The organism is Devosia aquimaris (genome assembly GCF_020169335.1).
Lineage (GTDB): Bacteria > Pseudomonadota > Alphaproteobacteria > Rhizobiales > Devosiaceae > Devosia > Devosia aquimaris.
In genome coordinates this window covers 1,077,675-1,096,336 of sequence record NZ_JAIEZN010000002.1, presented here as the reverse complement: position 1 = coordinate 1,096,336, position 18,662 = coordinate 1,077,675, and the positions used below count along the sequence as shown (strand labels likewise).

The 18,662-nt window shown below is 63.3% G+C and carries 19 protein-coding genes; 5 read left to right on the top strand and 14 right to left on the bottom strand.

Features of this window, described 5'->3' with window-relative positions; all coding sequences use genetic code 11:
• Nucleotides 1-43 precede the first annotated feature (43 nt).
• Nucleotides 44-814 carry a tetratricopeptide repeat protein gene (locus K1177_RS18030; RefSeq protein ID WP_224705637.1) on the top strand — a complete coding sequence of 257 codons (771 nt, stop codon included), beginning with the start codon at nucleotides 44-46 and terminating at the stop codon, nucleotides 812-814.
• 75 nt (nucleotides 815-889) lie between these two features.
• Here K1177_RS18030 and K1177_RS18025 read toward each other — a convergent pair whose 3' ends face one another.
• From K1177_RS18025 to K1177_RS17990, 8 genes are all read right to left on the bottom strand, one after another.
• The gene (locus K1177_RS18025; RefSeq protein ID WP_224705635.1) at nucleotides 890-1,894 is read right to left on the bottom strand and encodes a type II secretion system F family protein; all 1,005 of its coding nucleotides are present in this window, start codon (nucleotides 1,892-1,894) and stop codon (nucleotides 890-892) included.
• 19 nt (nucleotides 1,895-1,913) lie between these two features.
• Nucleotides 1,914-2,891 carry a type II secretion system F family protein gene (locus tag K1177_RS18020; protein WP_224705633.1) on the bottom strand — a complete coding sequence of 326 codons (978 nt, stop codon included), beginning with the start codon at nucleotides 2,889-2,891 and terminating at the stop codon, nucleotides 1,914-1,916.
• A complete protein-coding gene (locus K1177_RS18015) occupies nucleotides 2,892-4,385 on the bottom strand; it encodes a CpaF family protein (protein ID WP_224705861.1) in 1,494 nt (497 codons plus the stop codon).
• 33 nt (nucleotides 4,386-4,418) lie between these two features.
• Nucleotides 4,419-5,690 carry an AAA family ATPase gene (locus K1177_RS18010; protein ID WP_224705616.1) on the bottom strand — a complete coding sequence of 424 codons (1,272 nt, stop codon included), beginning with the start codon at nucleotides 5,688-5,690 and terminating at the stop codon, nucleotides 4,419-4,421.
• A 120-nt stretch (nucleotides 5,691-5,810) separates the two neighbouring features.
• Nucleotides 5,811-7,214 carry a type II and III secretion system protein family protein gene (locus tag K1177_RS18005; RefSeq protein WP_224705614.1) on the bottom strand — a complete coding sequence of 468 codons (1,404 nt, stop codon included), beginning with the start codon at nucleotides 7,212-7,214 and terminating at the stop codon, nucleotides 5,811-5,813.
• A gap of 13 nt (nucleotides 7,215-7,227) precedes the next feature.
• Nucleotides 7,228-8,205, bottom strand: coding sequence for a Flp pilus assembly protein CpaB (gene cpaB / locus K1177_RS18000; RefSeq protein WP_224705613.1), 978 nt, complete (start codon nucleotides 8,203-8,205; stop codon nucleotides 7,228-7,230).
• 258 nt (nucleotides 8,206-8,463) lie between these two features.
• Entirely contained in the window at nucleotides 8,464-8,988 is a 525-nt protein-coding gene (locus tag K1177_RS17995) for an A24 family peptidase (protein WP_224705611.1), read from the bottom strand.
• A 125-nt stretch (nucleotides 8,989-9,113) separates the two neighbouring features.
• Nucleotides 9,114-9,296 (bottom strand): Flp family type IVb pilin, encoded by a 183-nt coding sequence (locus K1177_RS17990; RefSeq protein WP_224705609.1) that lies wholly within the window; start codon nucleotides 9,294-9,296, stop codon nucleotides 9,114-9,116.
• A 391-nt stretch (nucleotides 9,297-9,687) separates the two neighbouring features.
• Here K1177_RS17990 and K1177_RS17985 point away from each other — a divergent pair, with 391 nt between their 5' ends.
• The 4 genes from K1177_RS17985 (at nucleotide 9,688) to K1177_RS17970 (ending at nucleotide 12,138) form a co-directional block, all read left to right on the top strand.
• Complete coding sequence (locus K1177_RS17985) at nucleotides 9,688-10,143, top strand: pilus assembly protein N-terminal domain-containing protein (protein WP_224705602.1); 456 nt, start codon at nucleotides 9,688-9,690, stop codon at nucleotides 10,141-10,143.
• Between the two features lie 120 nt (nucleotides 10,144-10,263).
• Nucleotides 10,264-10,830: a TadE/TadG family type IV pilus assembly protein gene (locus tag K1177_RS17980; RefSeq protein ID WP_224705601.1), complete on the top strand. Its 567-nt coding sequence runs from the start codon at nucleotides 10,264-10,266 to the stop codon at nucleotides 10,828-10,830.
• Entirely contained in the window at nucleotides 10,830-11,402 is a 573-nt protein-coding gene (locus K1177_RS17975) for a TadE/TadG family type IV pilus assembly protein (protein WP_224705599.1), read from the top strand. The genes K1177_RS17980 and K1177_RS17975 overlap by 1 nt, the downstream gene beginning before the upstream one ends.
• 115 nt (nucleotides 11,403-11,517) lie before the next feature.
• Nucleotides 11,518-12,138, top strand: a complete 621-nt coding sequence (locus K1177_RS17970; RefSeq protein WP_224705597.1) for an HAD family hydrolase — start codon at nucleotides 11,518-11,520, stop codon at nucleotides 12,136-12,138.
• 6 nt (nucleotides 12,139-12,144) lie between these two features.
• Here the strand turns inward: K1177_RS17970 and K1177_RS17965 are convergent, their stop codons facing one another.
• The 6 genes from K1177_RS17965 to K1177_RS17940 all read right to left on the bottom strand — a co-directional run bounded on the left by K1177_RS17965 (nucleotide 12,145) and on the right by K1177_RS17940 (nucleotide 18,485).
• A complete protein-coding gene (locus tag K1177_RS17965; protein ID WP_224705595.1) occupies nucleotides 12,145-12,540 on the bottom strand; it encodes a VOC family protein in 396 nt (131 codons plus the stop codon).
• Nucleotides 12,541-12,615: 75 nt separating this feature from the next.
• Nucleotides 12,616-13,245, bottom strand: a complete 630-nt coding sequence (gene upp, locus K1177_RS17960; protein WP_224705593.1) for a uracil phosphoribosyltransferase — start codon at nucleotides 13,243-13,245, stop codon at nucleotides 12,616-12,618.
• A 15-nt stretch (nucleotides 13,246-13,260) separates the two neighbouring features.
• The gene (locus tag K1177_RS17955) at nucleotides 13,261-14,478 is read right to left on the bottom strand and encodes a phosphopentomutase (RefSeq protein WP_224705591.1); all 1,218 of its coding nucleotides are present in this window, start codon (nucleotides 14,476-14,478) and stop codon (nucleotides 13,261-13,263) included.
• A gap of 3 nt (nucleotides 14,479-14,481) precedes the next feature.
• Nucleotides 14,482-15,816, bottom strand: a complete 1,335-nt coding sequence (deoA, locus tag K1177_RS17950; protein ID WP_224705589.1) for a thymidine phosphorylase — start codon at nucleotides 15,814-15,816, stop codon at nucleotides 14,482-14,484.
• Complete coding sequence (locus K1177_RS17945; RefSeq protein ID WP_224705583.1) at nucleotides 15,817-16,116, bottom strand: DUF6958 family protein; 300 nt, start codon at nucleotides 16,114-16,116, stop codon at nucleotides 15,817-15,819.
• 2 nt (nucleotides 16,117-16,118) lie between these two features.
• Nucleotides 16,119-18,485, bottom strand: a complete 2,367-nt coding sequence (locus tag K1177_RS17940; RefSeq protein ID WP_224705581.1) for an aldehyde dehydrogenase family protein — start codon at nucleotides 18,483-18,485, stop codon at nucleotides 16,119-16,121.
• Between the last annotated feature and the right edge of the window lie 177 nt (nucleotides 18,486-18,662).

Here is an 18,662-nt window from a genome sequence, read left to right as displayed (position 1 = left end):
GAGCAATTTGCTGTCCACACCGGCCCCGCACTGGGAGTTGACCGTGAGTTTGCCCAAACCCCGACATGCCTGGATGCGCAGCCTGCTGCTGGCGGGTGTCGCGGCGATGGCCCTGAGCGCCTGTGCCTCCAATCGCGGCAGCATGCCGTCGCCGGACTATACGGGCGTGTCGGCCAGCCAGGGCAAGCAGACGATTGCCCAGCTTGCGGCCCGCTACAAGGCCAACCCCAAGGACAAGCTCAATCTGATCCATTTTGCCGCCGCGCTGCGCGCCGCCGGCCAGAGCGGCCAGGCCGTCGCGGTGCTCGAAGCGGGCATCGGCTATTTTCCCAAGGACGTCGACATCACGGTGGCCTATGCCAAGGCGTTGACCGCCGACGGGCGCTTCGAGCAGTCGCTGACGGTGCTCGACAATGTGATCCGTCCGGACGTGCCGGACTGGAACGCCCTTTTGGTCAAGGGCGCCACGCTCGACCAGATGGGTCGCAGCGGCGAGGCGCGCCAGATCTATGCGCAAGCGCTGGTGATTGCACCCGGCGAGGCGTCGGTCGAAGCCAATCTCGGCCTGAGCTATGCCATGACCAATGAATTGCCTGCCGCCGAGCAGCATCTGCGCCGCGCCGTGCAGATGCGCGGCGCAACCAGCCAGATCCGGCAGAACCTGGCCCTGATCGTGGGGCTGCAGGGACGCTTCGAGGAATGTCGCGCCATCTATGCGGCCGAACTGCCGCCCGAGCAGGTCGAGAACAACATGGCCTATGTGCGCGCCTTGCTGACCCAGCAGAACCGCTGGGACATGATCGCCAAGGGTTAGGCCCGAACCCCAATCGAAATGAACAAAGGCGCTGCCGGTGGGCAGCGCCTTTTGTCGTTGTCGCCCCGCAGCCGGCTAGCGGTTCATGACGCCGCCGGGGCCAAAGACCTCGATCATGGCCGGGGAAATGATGACGATGAACAGCACCGGCAGGAAGAACACGATCAGCGGTACCGTCAGCTTGGGGGGCAGCGCAGCGGCCTTCTTTTCGGCATCCATCATGCGCGTTTCGCGGCCTTCTTCGGCCATCACGCGCAGCGCCTGGCCCACGGAGGTGCCGTAGCGGTCTGCCTGGATGAGGGCCGTCATCACCGACTTGACGCCATCAAGGCCGCTGCGGCGCGAGAAGTTGTCGTAGGCGCGCGTGCGATCCTCCAGGAAGGCCAGTTCTGCCGTGGTCAGGGTCAGCTCCTCGGCCAGTTCGGGGCTTTGCGCGCCGATTTCCTTGGAGACGCGCTTGAAGGCGTGTTCCACCGACATGCCCGACTCGACGCAGAGCAGCAGCAGATCCAGACAGTCCGGCCAGGCGCGGCGGATCGAGGCCTGGCGCTTGTCGATATTGTTCTTGAGGATCAGGTTGGGCAGGAACGAACCGACAAGGCCCAGGCCCACGGCATAGGTCAGATTGAGATAGAGCGGGCGGTCGGCGGGCGCTAGAAGCAGCAGATAGAACGCAGCCAGCAGAAACAGGCCGATCGGGGTCGCCAGGCGCATGAAGAGGAAGGTCGTCAGGTGCCCCTGCCCGCGGAAGCCGGCCATGGCCAGCTTGTCCACTGTCGCATCGTCCTGAAAGGCCTTGCGCAGGTCAAAGCGCTCCACGACGTTGCGCATATAGGTCTTGGTCTCGGCCGCACGCCGGATGCCGCGTCCGGGGGCCACAGTGGTGCCGCCACCGCGCAGGCGCGCCATTTCCTCGGCGCGCAGCTTTTCGCGCTCCAGGGCGACGCGCTTGATGCGATCCTGCATCTGCGACTTGACGATGAAGCTGGAGCCGAAGGTGAAAACCACGGCGGCGGCCGACACCGCAGCCAGCACGGCGATCAGGAATTCCCGCTGCGTCAGCAGTTCGATGAGATTCATGGCCAGCTCTCCTTTCGGACTAGAAGTCGAATTTGACCATCTTGCTCATGATGAACACGCCGGTTGCCAGCATCAGGAAAGCGATGCCCAGGAAGATGTTGCCGAGCGGCGTGAAGAACAGGGGCGCCAGATAGCTGGGCGAGAACACGCTGACCATGATGGCGACGATAAAGGGCAGCGAACCAATGATGCCGGCCGAAGCCTTGGCCTCGGACGACATGGCCTTGATCTTCTGCTTCATCTTCTTGCGGTTGCGCAGCACCTTGGCCAGGTTGGTCAGCGCCTCGCTGAGGTTGCCGCCAGCCTGTTGCTGGACCGTGATCACGACGACGAAGAAATTGACCTCGGGCAGCGGCACCCGCTCGAGCAGCACCGTCACCGCCTCGGTCATGCTCATGCCGACCGCCTGCTGATCGAGCACACGGGCGAACTCGGACTTGACCGGTTCTTTGGCATCCTTGGCCACCACGCGCATGGAATCGTTGAGCGGCAGACCCGTCTTGACGCCGCGCACAATGGCCTCGACGGCGTTGGGCAACTCGTCCAGGAACCGGGACTGGTATTTCTTGCGCTTGCGGCCGACATACATGCGCGGCAGCAGGTAGGCGCCGGCGAGCGCAAATATGGGAGCGAAGTAAAGCGGCACCTGGATCAGGACCAGGACGAGGAACAGCACGATGCCGAAAATCACGCTGTTGCGGATGAATGCGGCCGGCTTGATGGACATGCCGGCCTGAAACAGCAGCTGGGACAGGGTCACGCGCCGCTTGGTATTGAGGGCATTGGTCTGCGCCTTGAGGGCCCGCTGGACTTCCTTGCGACGCTGCTCGCGAACACGGGAATTGTCGGTCTCAAGGCGATTGACACGAATGTCGCCCTGGAAGGCCTTGCGCCGCTTCACCGCCCGGCCATCGCTCAGCGTCGACGGCACCAGGGCAAAGCCCAGGGCACCGACGAAGAGCATGGCCAGAAGTGCGATGAGGATCGGACCGAGCATTTAGGAATCCAGTAGTTCGCGCTGTTCGACGTTGGACTTCTCGAGCGCCTCGACGAGATTGCTCTCCTCGTTGAAGTAGCGGGCGCGCTCGGCGAACTTGGGCTTGGTGATGCCCGTGGAGCGGTGGCGGCCGATCAGCATGCCATTGGCGTCCTCGCCCAGGATGTCGTAGACAAAGATGTCCTGGGTGACGATGACATCGCCTTCCATCCCCAGCACTTCGGTGATGTGGGTGATGCGGCGCGAACCATCGCGCAGGCGGGCGGCCTGGACCACAACATCGATCGACGAGGTGATCATTTCGCGGATGGTGCGGCTGGGCAGCGAATAGCCGCCCATGGTGATCATCGATTCAAGACGGCTGAGAGCTTCGCGCGGGCTGTTGGCGTGCAACGTGCCCATGGAGCCGTCGTGACCGGTATTCATCGCCTGCAGCAGGTCAAAGCTTTCCGGTCCACGCACTTCGCCGACGATGATGCGTTCAGGCCGCATGCGCAGGCAGTTCTTGATGAGATCACGCATGGTGATCTCGCCTTCGCCCTCGAGGTTGGGGGGCCGGGTTTCAAGACGCACCACATGGGGCTGCTGCAGCTGCAGTTCGGCCGAGTCCTCGCAGGTGATGACGCGCTCGTCCTTTTCGATGAAACCGGTCAGACAGTTGAGCAGCGTGGTCTTGCCCGAGCCGGTACCGCCCGAGATCAGCACATTGGCGCGCACGCGCCCCAGAATGCGCAGCACCTCGGCGCCCTCGGGCGAGATGGAGTTGTATTTGACCAGCTGCTGGAGGGTCAGCTTGTCCTTCTTGAACTTGCGGATGGTGAGCGTGGCGCCATCGAGCGAGAGCGGCGGGGCGATGACGTTGACGCGGGAACCGTCGGGCAGGCGGGCGTCGCAGATGGGCGAACTCTCGTCCACACGGCGACCGACCTGGCTGACGATACGCTGGCACACGTTCATCAGATGCGCGTCGTCGCGGAAGCGGACATTGGTGAGCCGCACCTTGCCGCCGACTTCGATGTAGCACTTCTGGCTACCGTTCACCATGATGTCGGCGATGTCGTCGCGCGCGAGCAGCGGCTCGAGCGGCCCATAGCCGAGCACGTCGTTGCAGATGTCCTCGAGCAGGTCTTCCTGCTCGGAAATGGACATGATGATCGACTTGAGCGCGATGATCTCGGCGACGATGTCGCGGATTTCCTCGCGCGCCGCCACCTGCTCCATGGTGGCAAGCTGGCTGAGATCGATACTGTCGATCAGCGCATTGAAGATGGCCGACTTGGTCTGGAAATATTCCTTGTCGCGCTGGGCCTGAGCCGGGGCGCGCACGTCCACCACTTCCTCCGGCGTGCGGATACGCGCCGCCATGCTGTCGGTGTCGGAGGCACGGCGGGCGGGGATCGCAGGGGCAGCCGGGCGCGGCGGGCTTTGCACCGGCCGCGCCGGCTCACCGACGCCCGGTGTATTGCCGCCAAATGTAGTGCGCTTGCCAAACATGGTCATCCTACCGTTTCAGATCGCCCGGGGCGGTCATGCCAGCTTCTTGAGAAACGCGGGCAGCTTGATCAGGCCGGCCGAGCGATTGCCGGCATGGCTGGCCTGGCGCCCGGTCACCCGCATGCCGATCGAGCGGAACACCTCGTTGCTCTTGTTGTTGGCTGCGACCTCGGCAATCATCTGGCCATTGTTGGCGGCCGTGCCGAACAGCGCCGCATCGAAGGGGATCTGGCCGACAAGTTCGCATTCGACCGAGGTGGCGAACTCGGCCGAATTGATCTCGGGCCGGCGCGGCACACCCACCTTGTTGAGCACAAGGAGCGGCGCGCTCTCAGTGGGGCGCAGTGACTTGATGGTGTCGGCCAGGTTCTTGGCATTGCGCAGATTGGCCAGATCGGGCTCGGCCACGATCACCACTTCATCGATCGTGGCGAGCGTCTGGCGGATCCAGGCGTTCCAGGCGTGCGGGATATCGAGCACCACCACGGGCATCGACTTCTGGCACAGCTCGATGATCTGCTCGAACTCGCGTTCCTCGAAATCATAGGTGCGATCCAGCATAACCGGGGCGGTCAGCAGGTTGATGTGGTTGGCCGCCTTGCTCATCAGACGATCCAGCATGGTCTGGTCGACCTTCTGGTTCACGGCAAGGGCATCGGCCAGACCGTGCGGCGGATCCTGGTTGAAGTTGAGACCCGCGGTGCCGAAGGCCAGGTCCATGTCCAGGATCAGACTGTCCTGACGCAGGGCGCTGGCGATGGCCCAGCTGACATTGTGCGCAATGGTGGAGCCGCCCGCGCCACCCTTGGCCGAAACGAAACCAACCGTGCGGCCGATGGGGGCTGCATTTTCGGATGCGAACAGCTCGGTGATGGCCGAGACGATCTGGCTGGCCGTCGCCGGCAGCACGATATATTCGGAGATGCCAGAGCGGATCAGATCGCGATAGAGCAGCACGTCGTTGACATGGCCCAGAACAACCACGCGCGTGGTGGCGTCGCAGACTTCTGCGAGACGCTCCAGCTCCAATGGCAGGGCTTCGGGCGTCGCGGTGGACTCAACGATGATCAGGTTCGGCGTGGGGTTGGACTTGTAGGTCTCGACAGCGCCATCGATGCCGCCGTTGTGGGTGGTCAGGGCAACCTTGGACATGCGGCGATCGTGGATCGCGCTCTCCACCAATTGGGCAGTCTGGGAGTGCTCGCAAAAGGCCTGGATAGTGATGCGCGGAATCAACCGCGCGCCCGACGAGATCTCGGCCGCAGGCTCTTCAGCCTTCTTGGTATCTGGGGTCAGAAAACTCATCGTACCTAAACTCCTTCGTCGGGGCCGGCAAACCGCCCCTGGCTCCCGCAGTCGCAGATCCAGTCTGCCTGTGGGCGCCGCTGCCAAATATGTCGCGGGGCCACGCTGGCGTGGCCCCGCCTAGTCGAGAACGAAGCCGACTGACCCCTTGATGGAGCCGCGGATTTCGCCGCTGCCGGCCACGCCGTACATGTTCTCCACCCGTCCCAGGAAGATGGACTCAGCGTCGCTGGGAACAGCCATCTTGTCCGTGGGCACGGGGATGGCATTGGCCGGGCTCGGCTGCACCAGATATGGCGTCACCAGAATGACCAGCTCGGTCTGCTGGGTCTGGAAATCGCGCGAGCGGAACAGGGCCCCCAGGATCGGGATATTGCCCAGGCCAGGCAGCTGGTTGATCTGCTGGCGCGTGGTTTCCTGCAGCAGGCCGCCGATGGCCAGCGTGGTGCCGGCGGCCAGTTCCACCGAAGTATTGGCCTGACGCTTGGTGAGCGAGCCATCGCTCTGGGGATCGGACACCGAGGTGTCGACCTTGAGCGAGATGGTGCCGTTGGACTTGACCACGGGGGTGAAGTCCAGCTCGACACCGTAGGGCTTGAAGATGACCGTGCGCTGCTGGGTGGTCTGATCGACCATCACATAAGGCAGTTCGCCACCCGCGAGGAACTTGGCCGGCTGGCCGGAAATGGCGGTCAGCGTCGGCTGTGCCAGGATGCGCAGTGCGCCGCGCGTCTCGAGAGCCCGGATGGCGGCATTTATCTGCAGGTCACCCAGGCCGAAGTTGCCCGCCACGCCATTGGTGCCATTGGTGGTGGTGTTGTTAAAGCTCAGATTGGTCGAGCCGACACTCAGAGTGCCCGAAAGGTTGATGCCGAACTGCTTGGCAACGTCGCGCTTCACTTCCGACACGGTGACCTGCAACATGACCTGTTGGGTTCCCGACACCTCGATGATATTGGCGACATTACCGATGCCTCCGGCAAACTGCTCGGCGACCAGGGTGGCCTTGTCCTTGTCGTCCCCCGACAAGACTGTGCCGGTCATCACGACGCGATTGGTCTCCCCAACAAGCGTGACGGACTCGACGGAAATGTGCGATCCGGGGATGACGCGGGCCAGTGTTGCCTCAAGCGCGTTGCCGACCTGGGATGGCTCCTTTATCACCTTCACGTCGAGCACGGCGATGGTGCGGCCATTGTCATCGAGGAAAAAGATATTCGTATCGCCGCCTGTGACGCCCTGAACAAGGGCGCGAGTCCGGGTTCGCATGATCGCCGCAGCAACACTGGGCTGCGATACCACCACTTCTGCGGCGCCCGCCGGCAGATCAACGAGCATAGTCTTGTTGAGCTCAAGTTCGACCCTTTTGGTCGCACCATAGGCTGCCGGAGAAATTGTCAGATGCGTTTCCTGCGCCAGCGCCGGCTGGGCGCTCAGACCGGCACTGGCCATGGCCAGCCCAAGGACCAGCGCACCCAGGCTGAGCCGGGCAGGACGGGAGAGAATGGTCACAAACGGGTTCATGGTCTTCTCCGCCCTACAGGGGCACATTGCCATTGGATGCGGCCGGCGCCGGACCGGACGCAGGCGCGGACACCGAAGGCAATTGGGTTGGGGTGGAACTTGAGGTGGTGACCACCGGGGTCACGACGGCAGCCGGTGCGGCTTCGGTCATCGTCTCGGTCTGGGTGGCCTTGCCCGACAGCACGCTCTGTTCGCGGCCGAAGCGGAAGACGCGCACCGTCTGGTTGCTGTTGGGCTGTTCGGCGATGGTGGCGCTGGCGGAAAAATCGGCGACCGAACGCAGCGTCAGCGAGAGCTGGCCGCGTGTGGAGGCATTGATCAGGGTTTCTGCCTGGGTGGGATCGAGCTCAAGAGTGGCGATGGCAACGTCATCGAAGGTCACGGCCGCCGGGGTTGCACCGGCCTTGACCTCTTCTTCGGTCTGGCCACCGCTGGCGCCGACCTGACCCAGGCGCTTGCCGATGGCCAGGATACGGACGTTGGCGAGCACGACTTCGGACCGCGACCCCAGCTCCGACTGGCTGGTGAGCACCACGTCGACGTGGTCATTGGGCACGATGAAGCCACCTGCCGCGGACACAGCACTGACACCCACCGAGACGCCACGCATGCCTTCGGACAGGACTGCGGAGAGATAGCCCTGATCGGCGCGGACCAGCTTGGCCTCGCGGATAGGTTCGCCGGGGAAGAACTCGTAGCGGGCCACAGCGCCAGCCAGCTGGGCTGGCGCTTCGGGCATGGCGGAGATGGTGACATAGTCCGTGCGCAGGGCGCCCTCGGGCCAGTCCAGCCATTCGACGGTTTCCGGTGAGAGGCGCTCGCCCATGCCGATGGGGCTCTTGGCAACCAGGACCTGGGTCTTGTTCTCGGGCACGACCTCGGTGACAACCTGGGTGGTGGTAACCGGATCGCCGCCGCGCGTGACCAGAAATGCCGCCAGCCCGCCAGCGACGAGGGCAACCAGCAACAATATCATCCGGGCCGGCTTCATGACTTACTCCGGTTGCACTGGGGCGCAAGGGCCCAACTTCACCGGGGCAACTCTGGACTCAAAGGGTCAAAGTTTGGTTAACCGGGGCTTTTCAACTTCGGTTAACAAGTTGTGAACTCTCGCGATTTGCGAAAGCATGCTGGACATATTGGGTTGGAGTCTGCTTGGCGCCGGCAGGATGGACAAAAAAGCGTGACGCGCGTCGCGCCATCGCTGCCTTGATGGTGCAGCGCGATCGGCGGCCCGAACCAGGCCAGTTCAGCTGGTGAGGCGTTCAAAGATGGTGGTGCTGGAAAAGGTGAGCAGGCCTGCCGCGGCCAGGGCAATGCCATAGGGCACGCCCGAAGAGCGATCATGCAGGCGCTCGAGCCAGGCATAGCGACTGATGATCGGCATCATGGGCATCTGGCGCAGACCCAGGATGGCCAGTGTCAGAATGCCACCGCCAAAGGCAGCATAGACGAGATAGGGCACTGTGAGATGCAGCCCGAGCCAGAGCGTGGTGGCCGCCGCGAGCTTGGCATCGCCGCCGCCGATCCAGCCCCGGGCAAAAAAGATGAAACCCACCACAAGCACAGCCAGCGCAATGAGGATGTTGACGCCAATTTCCGGCAAGGGCACGCCTGTTGGCAGCGCCACGACAAAGAAGCCGCCAACCAGCCCAAGCACAAGCCGGTTGGGAATGGTCATGGTGAGCAGGTCATAGGCAGCCGACACCGCCATGCCGAAGGGGAAGATGAACAGGGCCAGAGTTGCCAGGACTCCCATGGTCGCCGCGTCCATTGTCTCGTCCAGTTCGGAAGGCTGCTTCAGGTCGGCGCGATAGTGCTGTCGAAGGGTTAACAAAAAAGAAAAAGGCAGGGACCGCAACAGCGGGCCCTGCCTTCATGGGACAGTCGACAGCTCGATTAGAGCTTGCCGGAAGTCGAGTTGTTCAGCTTGCCGGAGATACCGGTAAACAGGTTGCTCAGGCTGTTGCCCAGAGCGGAAGCGGCAACGATGATGCCGACAGAGATGAGAGCGGCAATAAGGCCGTACTCGATAGCGGTCGCGCCGGACTCGTCCTTTGCGAAACGTGCGAAGAGGTTCATTCCCAGGCTCCATTAAAATACGCCACATGGTGACGCCATCGTTCGACACGTGACACATCGAACATGAGAGCGAGGCTATGCCCGATTTATTGACAAGGCGTTAATTTAGAATGCCGCCCAAGCATATAGCGACAGACACTCTGATATATAGAGCAACTGATCAAGAAAATCTACATCTCTCTATTAACTATATCTTATGGTTACTATTTGGTAAATCCGGCTTTGAACTTCAGATCTTGCTCAATCAAGCAAATCGCCGACGAAGAATTTCACATTTTACTAAATTCTGTCTAGATGTAACGCGCTTTGGGCAGCTTGGGGACGTTTGCTCTTTCTTCACCATTCGCGCAGAAAATGGCGTGGTCATTTCCCGTGTCGCCGGAACAGTACCATGCGTCCCATTCTCGCTGCCTTCGCTGCCATCGGTCTTGTGTGCGCGCCCCTGCTGATGGCGCCGCCGGCCTGGGCTGTGGACGGCGCCCCGATCAATGTGAACGTGAACATGGCGCGCATCTTGCGGATCAACGCTTCGGCCGCCACGGTGATTGTGGGTAACCCGGGCATCGCCGATGTGACGATCCAGGATCCACAGACGCTGATCCTGACCGGCAAGAGCTACGGCCAGACCAATCTGATCGTTCTGGACGCCGCCGGCAATCCGATCGCCGATACGCTTATCGAGGTGATCCAGATGCAGGCGGGCCTGACCACGGTCTATCAGGGGCAGTCGCGCACCACGCTGTCCTGCGCGCCCATATGCCAGGATACGATCATGATGGGTGACGATCCGGGCTTCTCGGGGCGCGCCGTTGCCTCGTCCCAGATCGTGAGTAATATGGGCAACTAGCGCCAGTCTGGCGTTAACCTGCTGCTAACCAAGCCAAAAGTCCGCTCCACCGGAATTGGACGCAATAACACTCAATTAGCCATGTCCCGCTAGCCTCGCCCCACAAGCAAAGGGGCATCGATGGCCATCACTGTGGGATCGCTGATCGGCCGAGCCGTGCTACCGCGTCGGTGGCGCGGGTTCCGGCGCGACCAGAGCGGCGCGACGGCGGTCGAGATGGGCCTGCTTGCCCTGCCCTTCTTCATGATCGTGGGCGCAATCCTGGAGACCTCGGTGGTCTTCCTGGCCAGCCAGTTTCTGGATAGTGCCGTGGCCGATACCAGCCGGCTGGTCCGCACCGGCGTGGCCAAGACCACCATGTCGAACACGGCCGACTTCCGCAACGCCATATGCGACCGCCTCTATGGTCTGTTCCCGGACTGCTCTGGCTTGCATATCGAGGTCAAGACCATCTCGGACTTTGCTTCGGCCACCATCTCACCGCCAATCGACTACAGCTGTACCAGCGAATGCGGCTGGACGCGCAGCGAGCAATATGGGGCCGGCACAGGTTCGAGCATCATGCTGGTGGAGGTCTACTACAAGTGGCCCATCATCCTGAACCTGGGTGGGCTGTCGCTGGCCAATCTGCCCGACGGCAAGCGCCTGTTGTCGGCGGCGACCGTGTTCCGCAACGAGCCCTACTGATGCGGGCGCTCAAGGCTTTCCAGCGCTGCTTCCGCCGCCTTGCTGCCGAGCGCAGCGGCGTCGCCGCGGTCGAGTTCGCCCTCATCCTGCCCATCATGCTGCTGGTCTACATCGGCATGATGGAGGGCAGTTCGCTGATCGCCATGGACCGCAAGGTGCAGTCGGTTTCGGGCGCGGTGGGCGACCTGGTTTCCCGCTCTGACGGGGAAATTTCCCAGACGACGCTGAACGACTACGTGCGCGTGGCCGGCGGCATGATGACACCCTATCCGGTGGAACCGCTCGAACAGATCGTCAGCCAGATCTATGTCGATGGCAATGGCAATCCCAAGGTGGACTGGTCCAAGCGCTATGTGAACCAGTCCCTGGTGTCGGGGGGTGAGCACGCCGTCGGCTCGGCCTACGCGCTGCCGACCGATGTGGTGTCCATCTCCAAGGGGCTCTATGTCATCGTGGCCGAGAGCCGCTACAGCTATCCACCGCTCTATGGGATCGTGTTCACCGACAAGGTGACCCTGTATCGGGAGAATTTCTTCATTCCCCGCTTCCGCGAGAAGATCGTGCTGAACTGACCGGCGGCGCGCCTCGCCCCGAAAGCGCGGCAGCCCTGCTTGAGCCAGGCTTGCGCGGCTTGTGCCCCCATGCCAAAAGCCGCGCACGATCCCTCCTATTTGCGGCAGAAGCATTATGACCGATACGCTTGTCCCCGTGTTCGATCTTGGCGGCGTGTTCGTCGACTGGAACCCGATGTACCTGTTCCGCAAGCTGTTCGACAGCGAGGAGGACGCGCTCTGGTTCCAGCAGAACATCTGCACGCTGGACTGGAACCTCGAATTCGACGCCGGCGAAATCTATGCCGAGGGCGTGGCCAAGCTGATCACGCGCTTCCCCAAATACTGGCGCGAAATCCAGGCCTTCGACCTGCGCTGGAAGGAAACCCTGGGCGGCTTCATCCAGGGCACGATCGACATCCATGACGAGTTGATCGAGCAGGAGATCCCGACCTTTGCCATCACCAATTTCTCCTGGGAGAAATGGGTGAGCTGCCTGGGCGAATGGCCGTTCCTGGAGAAGTTCGACGGCGTGGTCGTCTCGGGCCTGGAAAACCTGGTCAAGCCCGACCCGCGCCTCTACCGCGTGTTCTGCGAGCGCTATGGCATTGCCGCGGAAAACTGCGTGTTCATCGACGACAGCGAGCCCAATATCATCTCGGCGCGCAAGTTCGGCATGCATGGCATCCACTTCAAGGATCCGGTGATGCTGCGCAAGGAGCTGATTGCCCTGGGCCTGCCACTCAAGGCGAAGTAGCCACCCCTAACCGAAGCGGCCGCCCTTCTGGATGACCTCGATCTTGTAGCCATCGGGGTCGGTGATGAAGAAGAAGCGGCCGACCGGTGTGTCGCCATTCTTGAAATCGATCAGCTTGCCGGGCGCCAGACCCAGCCCGGCCAGCCTTGCATGCTCGGCATCGAGGTCATCGACCACAAGCGCCAGGTGGCCGTAGCCGTCACCCAGCGCATAGGGCTCGGTGCGACCGTGGTTGATGGTCAGCTCCAGCTCGAACGGGCCATCTTGTGCCGTCAGATACACCAGCGTGAAATCGGCGAAGACCAAGCGGTCGGCGATCCGCAGGCCGAAGGCCCGGGTGTAGAAATCGATGGCGCGGGCCTCGTCGAGCACGCGCAGCATGGAATGGACGAACTTGGTCATGGCGTTCCGCCTGTGATTGGATCGTGACGGGAGAGGCAGCGCCTCACCCGATGCGGGGCCGGCGCGCGGGATGGCTTACTTGGTGCCGTACATGCGGTCACCGGCGTCGCCCAGGCCCGGAACGATATAGCCCTTCTCATTGAGGTGGCTGTCGATCGAGGCGGTAAACACCGGGACGTCAGGATGGGCCGCCGAGAAGTTCTCGATACCCTCGGGCGCGGCGAGCAGGCAGAGGAAGCGGATATTGTTGGCGCCGCGTTCCTTGAGCTTCTCGATCGCCGCCGTCGCCGAATTGCCGGTGGCCAGCATGGGATCGACGACGATGATCAGGCGATCCTCGAGCTGGCTGGGGGCCTTGAAGTAGTATTCCACAGGCTCGAGCGTCTCGTGGTCGCGGTAGATGCCGATATGGGCCACGCGGGCGGCGGGCACCAGGTCAAGCATGCCATCGAGCAGGCCATTGCCGGCGCGCAGGATGGAGGCAAACACCAGCTTCTTGCCCTTGATGGCGGGACTGTCCATCTGCGACATCGGCGTCTCGATCGGGATCATCTCGAGTTCCAGATCGCGCGTCACCTCATAGCACATCAGATGCGCGATCTCGCGCAGCAGCCGGCGGAACCCCGCGATGGAGGTCTCCTTGTTGCGCATGATGGTCAGCTTGTGCTGGATCAGCGGGTGATCGATGACGGTGACGTTGCTCATGAAAACACCCGTGGTTCAGAGAAAGGACTTGCCATGGCGTCCGGGCGCGAGCCCCAGCCAATGGGCGATACTTTCACCTATATCAGCGAAGGTGGGGCGAATGCCAATCTCTGCTGTCACCAGGCTTGGGGAAAAGACAAGGATGGGCACCTGTTCGCGCGTGTGGTCGGTTCCCGGCCAGGTCGGGTCGTTGCCGTGGTCGGCGGTCAGCACCAGCAGATCGTCCTGTCGCATGGCGGCAATAATGCGGGGCAATTGCGCATCGAAGAATTCCAGCGCCGCTGCATAGCCCGGCACGTCGCGGCGATGGCCGTATTCACTGTCGAAGTCGACGAAGTTAGTCATGATGAAGGCGTTGTCGGCGGCCATTTCCATGGCGTCGAGCGTCTTGTCGAACAGCTGGGCCAGGCCGGTGCCCTTGATCTTGTGGGTCACGCCATGGCCGGCATAGATGTCCGAAATCTTGCCGATGGCATAGACCTGGTGGCCGGCGGCGGCGTTGCGATCGAGCAGCGTCGGCTCGGGCGGTGCAATGGCGAAGTCACGCCGATTGCCGGTACGCTTGAAGCTGGCTGAGTCCTCGCCCACGAACGGCCGGGCAATGACGCGGCCGATCATCAGCGGCGCGGTGAGCTCAAAGGCGATCTGGCAGATTTCATAGAGCCGGTCGAGCCCGAAGTGGCTCTCATGGGCCGCGATCTGGAACACCGAGTCGATGGAGGTGTAGCAGATGGGCTTGCCGGTGCGGATGTGCTCCTCGCCCAGAGCGGCGATGACATCGGTACCCGAGGCGTGCTTGTCGCCCAGTATGCCGGGGAGCCTGGCCCGCTTGATGAATTCGGCAATCAGATCGGGCGGAAAGCTGGGCTCGGTCTGGGGGAAATAGCCCCAATCGAAGGGTACCGGCACACCGGCAATTTCCCAATGGCCCGATGGCGTATCCTTGCCGCGGCTGACCTCACGACCCACGCCAAAGCGCCCTCCCCTGGGGGTGCTGGAGAGGCCTGGCGGGACAGTGCCCGTCGAGAGCCCGATGGCGGCACCCATGCCCAGCGCGTCCAGATTTGGAATCTGCAAGGGGCCGGCGCGCAGGCCATCGCGGTCGGCGCGGCCCTCGGCCGCCCATTGGGCGATATGGCCCACTGTGTTGGAACCAACGTCGCCATAGCTGGCAGCATCGGGTGCGCCACCGATACCGACGCTATCAAGAATGCAGAGAATGGCACGTGGCATGGATCAGGCTTTCTGTGACGCCAGGGGGACGACGCTGTCGGCGATCAGCGCATGGACGGTGGCCGCGCCACCCAGGCGATAAGCCGCCTTGAGGCGGCGTTCGGCTTCGGCGGCACTGTCGTGGTCGCGAGCATGCAGTCGGGCAATGGGGCGGGTGGGATCGAGCGTGGCGCCCAGACCCGCCAACCGGTCGAAACCGACACGATGGTCAATACTGTCCGTGGGCATGGTGCGGCCGCCGCCCAGGGCCACCACCGCCATGCCGACGCCGCGGGTGTCGATCTCGGCCACCAGACCCTCGGAATCGGCGAAGACGTCGCGGACAATGGGCGCCGGCGCCAGATGGGTATCGATATTGTCGATGAAGTCACCTGGCCCACCCAGGGCATGCACCATCACCGAGAAGCGCTCGGCCGCACGGCCGCTGTCGAGCGCGGATTCGGCCAGAAGGCGGCCGGCCTCGATGGTGGCAGCCGTGCCCGTCATCTCGGCCACCACAGCGCACAGTGCCAGCGTCACCTCCCGGAGCCGACTGTCCTGGTGACGACCGGTGAGGAAGTCGACGGCGTTGCGCACTTCAAGCCCATTCCCGGCCGCGCTGGCCAGGGGCTCGTTCATGTCGGTGATCAGCGCGCCGGTCTTGAGCCCGGCGCCATTGGCAACGGACACCAGGCTCTCGGCCAGCGCACGCGAGGCATCCAGCGTCGGCATGAAGGCGCCCGAGCCAGTCTTGACGTCGAGCACCAGCGCGCCCAGCCCGGCCGCCAGTTTCTTGGCCAGAATGGAGGCGGTGATCAGCGGGATGGATTCGACCGTTCCGGTCACATCGCGGATGGCGTAAAGCGCCTTGTCGGCCGGAGCCAGATTGGCCGTCTGGCCGATGATGGCGCAGCCGGCCTGGCGCACCACCTGGCGAAACAGCGCATTGTCGGGCTGGGTCTGGTAGCCCGGAATGGCGTCGAACTTGTCGAGCGTGCCGCCGGTGTGGCCAAGGCCGCGCCCGGAAATCATGGGCACATAGATGCCCATGGCCGCCAGGATCGGCGCCAGCATCAGGCTGACATTATCGCCGACGCCGCCGGTGGAATGCTTGTCGGCCACCGGGCCATCGAGATCGGACCAGTCGAGCACGTCGCCGCTGTCGCGCATGGCGAGCGTCAACGCCACGCGCTCGGGCATGGTCATATCCTGGAAGTAGACAGCCATGGCAAAGGCTGCGGCCTGGGCATGGGACACCGTGCCATGGGTGAAGCCATCGATGAAGGCAGCGATCTCGGCTTCGGACAGCGTCTTGCCGTCGCGTTTCCGGGCGATCACTTCCTGGGGGAGAAAGACCATTCAGTGTCCTGACTGCAGGCGGTAGAGCCTGACGGGAGAAGGGGTGCGCGCAATGACGCGCTTGGCTTCGAGATCGAGCTGAACGCATTTGACCCACCAACCGGCGGTGTCGCCGCCCGGGAACAATGCATCGGGCAGGTTCGGCCGGACGGCGGCAATCACCACGGCGACCGGCATGCCCGGCGCCTGCTGGGGCAGAACCATCAGCATCGCGTCGCGCATGGCCTGGTATTTGGCGGCGTCCACGCGGTAGGTCTTGCCGGGCTGCCCGACATTTTCCACCGTGAGCTTATCGTCCATGCTCAGGCTCCGTATGGGATCCACACGTTCTTGACCTGCGTTGCCTTGGCCAGGAAATAGTCGCCCTCAAAGCGGCGATCAGCCAGATCGTAGTAGAGGCCGCGACTGGTCCAGGTCTGCTTGAGATTGCTGATCGAGGCCTTCTCGACCATGGCCGAAGCTTCGGCATTGCCGGCAAACCACAGCCCATCGACCCCATCGTGCTCGGCCAGCGTCTTGGCGAGAGCCACGCTGTCGCCGGTGACGATATTGATCACGCCAGAGGGCACGTCCGAGGTCTCGATGACCTGGTAGAGGTCGGTGACCGAGAGCGGCGACTGCGCGGACGGCACCAGCACCACGGTATTGCCCATGGCCAGGGCCGGGGCGATCAGGGCGATCGAGCCGAGCAGCGGCCGCGAGGGCGGCGCGACAATGCCCATGACACCCAGCGGCTCGACCATGGCGGCGGCGACGGCGCGCAGCGGCGGATTGTGGACGGCGCCATCATATTTGTCGGCCCAGCCAGCGAAGGCGAAGAGGCGTTCGACGGAGAGCGCGACTTCCTCGGCGCCATCCTGACCGGTCTGCGCCTTGATGCGGGCAGCAAATTCGTCGCGGCGATAGTCAAGGTTTTCGGCCAGGAAATAGAGGATCTGCGCGCGGCTGTGTGCGGCCGTGGTGGACCAGCCGAGCGCTGCCCGGGCGGCTTCCACGGCATTGCGGATGTCCTTGCGATTGCCGTCGCCCACTTCGCCGACCAGTTCGCCCTTGGGACCCAGCACCGGCCGGGAATAGCCGCTATCGGGGCGAGCCTGCTTGCCGCCGATATACATCTTGGCAGTCTGGTCGAGATGGCCGGCATCGAGCGGATTGGCCGGCTTGGCGGCCAAGGGCTTGGCCGCTGGCGCGGGCTTGAGATCCTTTTCCCAGGCCGGCTTGAGATAGGCGCTCATGCCCTCGCGGCCACCTTCGCGGCCAAAGCCGGATTCCTTGTAGCCACCGAAGCCGACGGCGGCGTCGAAATTATTGGTGCCATTGATCCAGACCACGCCGGCCTTGATCTGCGGCGCGATGTCGAGCGCCAGATTGATGTTCTCGCTCCAGATGGTGGCGGCGAGGCCATATTTGGTGTTGTTGGCCAGCGCCACCGCCTCTTCGGGCGTGCGGAAGCTCATGGCGACCAGCACGGGCCCGAAAACCTCCTCAGCCACCAGCGTATTGGCGGGCGAGACATGAGTGACCAGCGCCGGCTTGAGGAAACAGCCCTTGGCGGGCACCGGACCATCGGCCTCATAGATCACCGCGCCTTCGGCGGCGCCGCGCTTCATCAAATCGCGGATGCGTTCGACCTGCACCGGGGCAACGAGCGCGCCAATGTCGATGGACTTGTCGAGCGGATCGCCGACGCGCAGGCTCGCCATGCGCAGCTTGAGCTTGGCGATGAAGCGCTCCTCGATGCTCTCCTGCACCAGAAGGCGCGAGCCGGCGCAGCAGACCTGGCCCTGGTTGAACCAGATGGCGTCGACCAGGCCCTCGATGGCGCTGTCGATATCGGCATCTTCGAAGACAATGTAGGGGCTCTTGCCGCCCAGCTCGAGGCTCAATCCCTTGCCGCTGCCGGCGGTGGCGGCGCGGATGGCCTTGCCCACTTCGGTGGAGCCGGTGAAGGCGATCTTGTCGATGCCCTCATGACCGACGATGGCCTGGCCGGTGTCGCCCTCGCCGGTGACGATATTGACCACGCCCTTGGGCAGGCCAACGCGGTCGCAAATCTCGGCGAACAGGAGCGCGGTCAGCGAGGTGAATTCGGCGGGCTTGAGCACGACGGTATTGCCGGCGGCGAGGGCCGGCGCGATCTTCCAGGCCAGCATCAGCAGCGGGAAATTCCAGGGGATGATCTGGCCGCAGACGCCATAGGGCACGGCATCGGGGAATTCGCGGCTCAGGTGCTGCGCCCAGCCGGCGTGGTGGTAGAAATGGCGCGCGACCAGCGGAATATCGACATCGCGGCTTTCGCGGATGGGCTTGCCATTGTCCATGGTCTCGAGCACGGCGAAGAGGCGCGCATGCTTCTGGACGGCGCGGGCGATGGCATAGAGATATTTGCCGCGCTCATAGCCCGAGAGGGCCGACCAGCCCTTGAAGGCTGTGCGGGCAGCCTTGACCGCCGCGTTGACGTCATCGGCGCTGCCATGGCTGATCTGCGCCAGGGTCTCGCTCGTCGCAGGATTGTCGCTGGCGAAGGTCTTGCCCGGCTTGGTGAAGGCGCCATCGATGAAATGGCCGAACTTGCGACCGTGGCTATCGAGCCAGGCATTGGCCTGCTCTGGGCCTTCGGGCGCCGTGCCGTAGTCGAGACTTTCGAAGATTTGCGCGATCTTGTTCATCTGGTTCTCCTGCGCCGTCAGGCGCCCCCTCATCCAACCGAAGTTCGCTGTCGCGATTTCGGTGACCCTTCAGGCACTTTCTCCCGCATGGGGAGAAAGGAGAAGGATCGCGTCTGCGGCGTGTCTGGGCCCTACGAGCATAGCTCTCCGGGCGTTCTTCGTTCAAAACAGTCCACC

Coding starts and splice junctions, on each gene's coding strand:
- K1177_RS17955 (WP_224705591.1), bottom strand. CDS start 14,478: ATGCCACGTGCCATTCTCTGCATTCTTGATAGCGTCGGTATCGGTGGC.
- K1177_RS17975 (WP_224705599.1), top strand. CDS start 10,830: ATGCGGGCGCTCAAGGCTTTCCAGCGCTGCTTCCGCCGCCTTGCTGCC.
- K1177_RS18010 (WP_224705616.1), bottom strand. CDS start 5,690: ATGAGTTTTCTGACCCCAGATACCAAGAAGGCTGAAGAGCCTGCGGCC.
- K1177_RS18005 (WP_224705614.1), bottom strand. CDS start 7,214: ATGAACCCGTTTGTGACCATTCTCTCCCGTCCTGCCCGGCTCAGCCTG.
- K1177_RS18020 (WP_224705633.1), bottom strand. CDS start 2,891: ATGCTCGGTCCGATCCTCATCGCACTTCTGGCCATGCTCTTCGTCGGT.
- K1177_RS17970 (WP_224705597.1), top strand. CDS start 11,518: ATGACCGATACGCTTGTCCCCGTGTTCGATCTTGGCGGCGTGTTCGTC.
- K1177_RS17965 (WP_224705595.1), bottom strand. CDS start 12,540: ATGACCAAGTTCGTCCATTCCATGCTGCGCGTGCTCGACGAGGCCCGC.
- K1177_RS18025 (WP_224705635.1), bottom strand. CDS start 1,894: ATGAATCTCATCGAACTGCTGACGCAGCGGGAATTCCTGATCGCCGTG.
- K1177_RS17940 (WP_224705581.1), bottom strand. CDS start 18,485: ATGAACAAGATCGCGCAAATCTTCGAAAGTCTCGACTACGGCACGGCG.
- deoA (WP_224705589.1), bottom strand. CDS start 15,816: ATGGTCTTTCTCCCCCAGGAAGTGATCGCCCGGAAACGCGACGGCAAG.
- K1177_RS17995 (WP_224705611.1), bottom strand. CDS start 8,988: ATGGACGCGGCGACCATGGGAGTCCTGGCAACTCTGGCCCTGTTCATC.
- K1177_RS17985 (WP_224705602.1), top strand. CDS start 9,688: ATGCGTCCCATTCTCGCTGCCTTCGCTGCCATCGGTCTTGTGTGCGCG.
- K1177_RS18015 (WP_224705861.1), bottom strand. CDS start 4,385: ATGTTTGGCAAGCGCACTACATTTGGCGGCAATACACCGGGCGTCGGT.
- cpaB (WP_224705613.1), bottom strand. CDS start 8,205: ATGAAGCCGGCCCGGATGATATTGTTGCTGGTTGCCCTCGTCGCTGGC.
- upp (WP_224705593.1), bottom strand. CDS start 13,245: ATGAGCAACGTCACCGTCATCGATCACCCGCTGATCCAGCACAAGCTG.
- K1177_RS17980 (WP_224705601.1), top strand. CDS start 10,264: ATGGCCATCACTGTGGGATCGCTGATCGGCCGAGCCGTGCTACCGCGT.
- K1177_RS17990 (WP_224705609.1), bottom strand. CDS start 9,296: ATGAACCTCTTCGCACGTTTCGCAAAGGACGAGTCCGGCGCGACCGCT.
- K1177_RS17945 (WP_224705583.1), bottom strand. CDS start 16,116: ATGGACGATAAGCTCACGGTGGAAAATGTCGGGCAGCCCGGCAAGACC.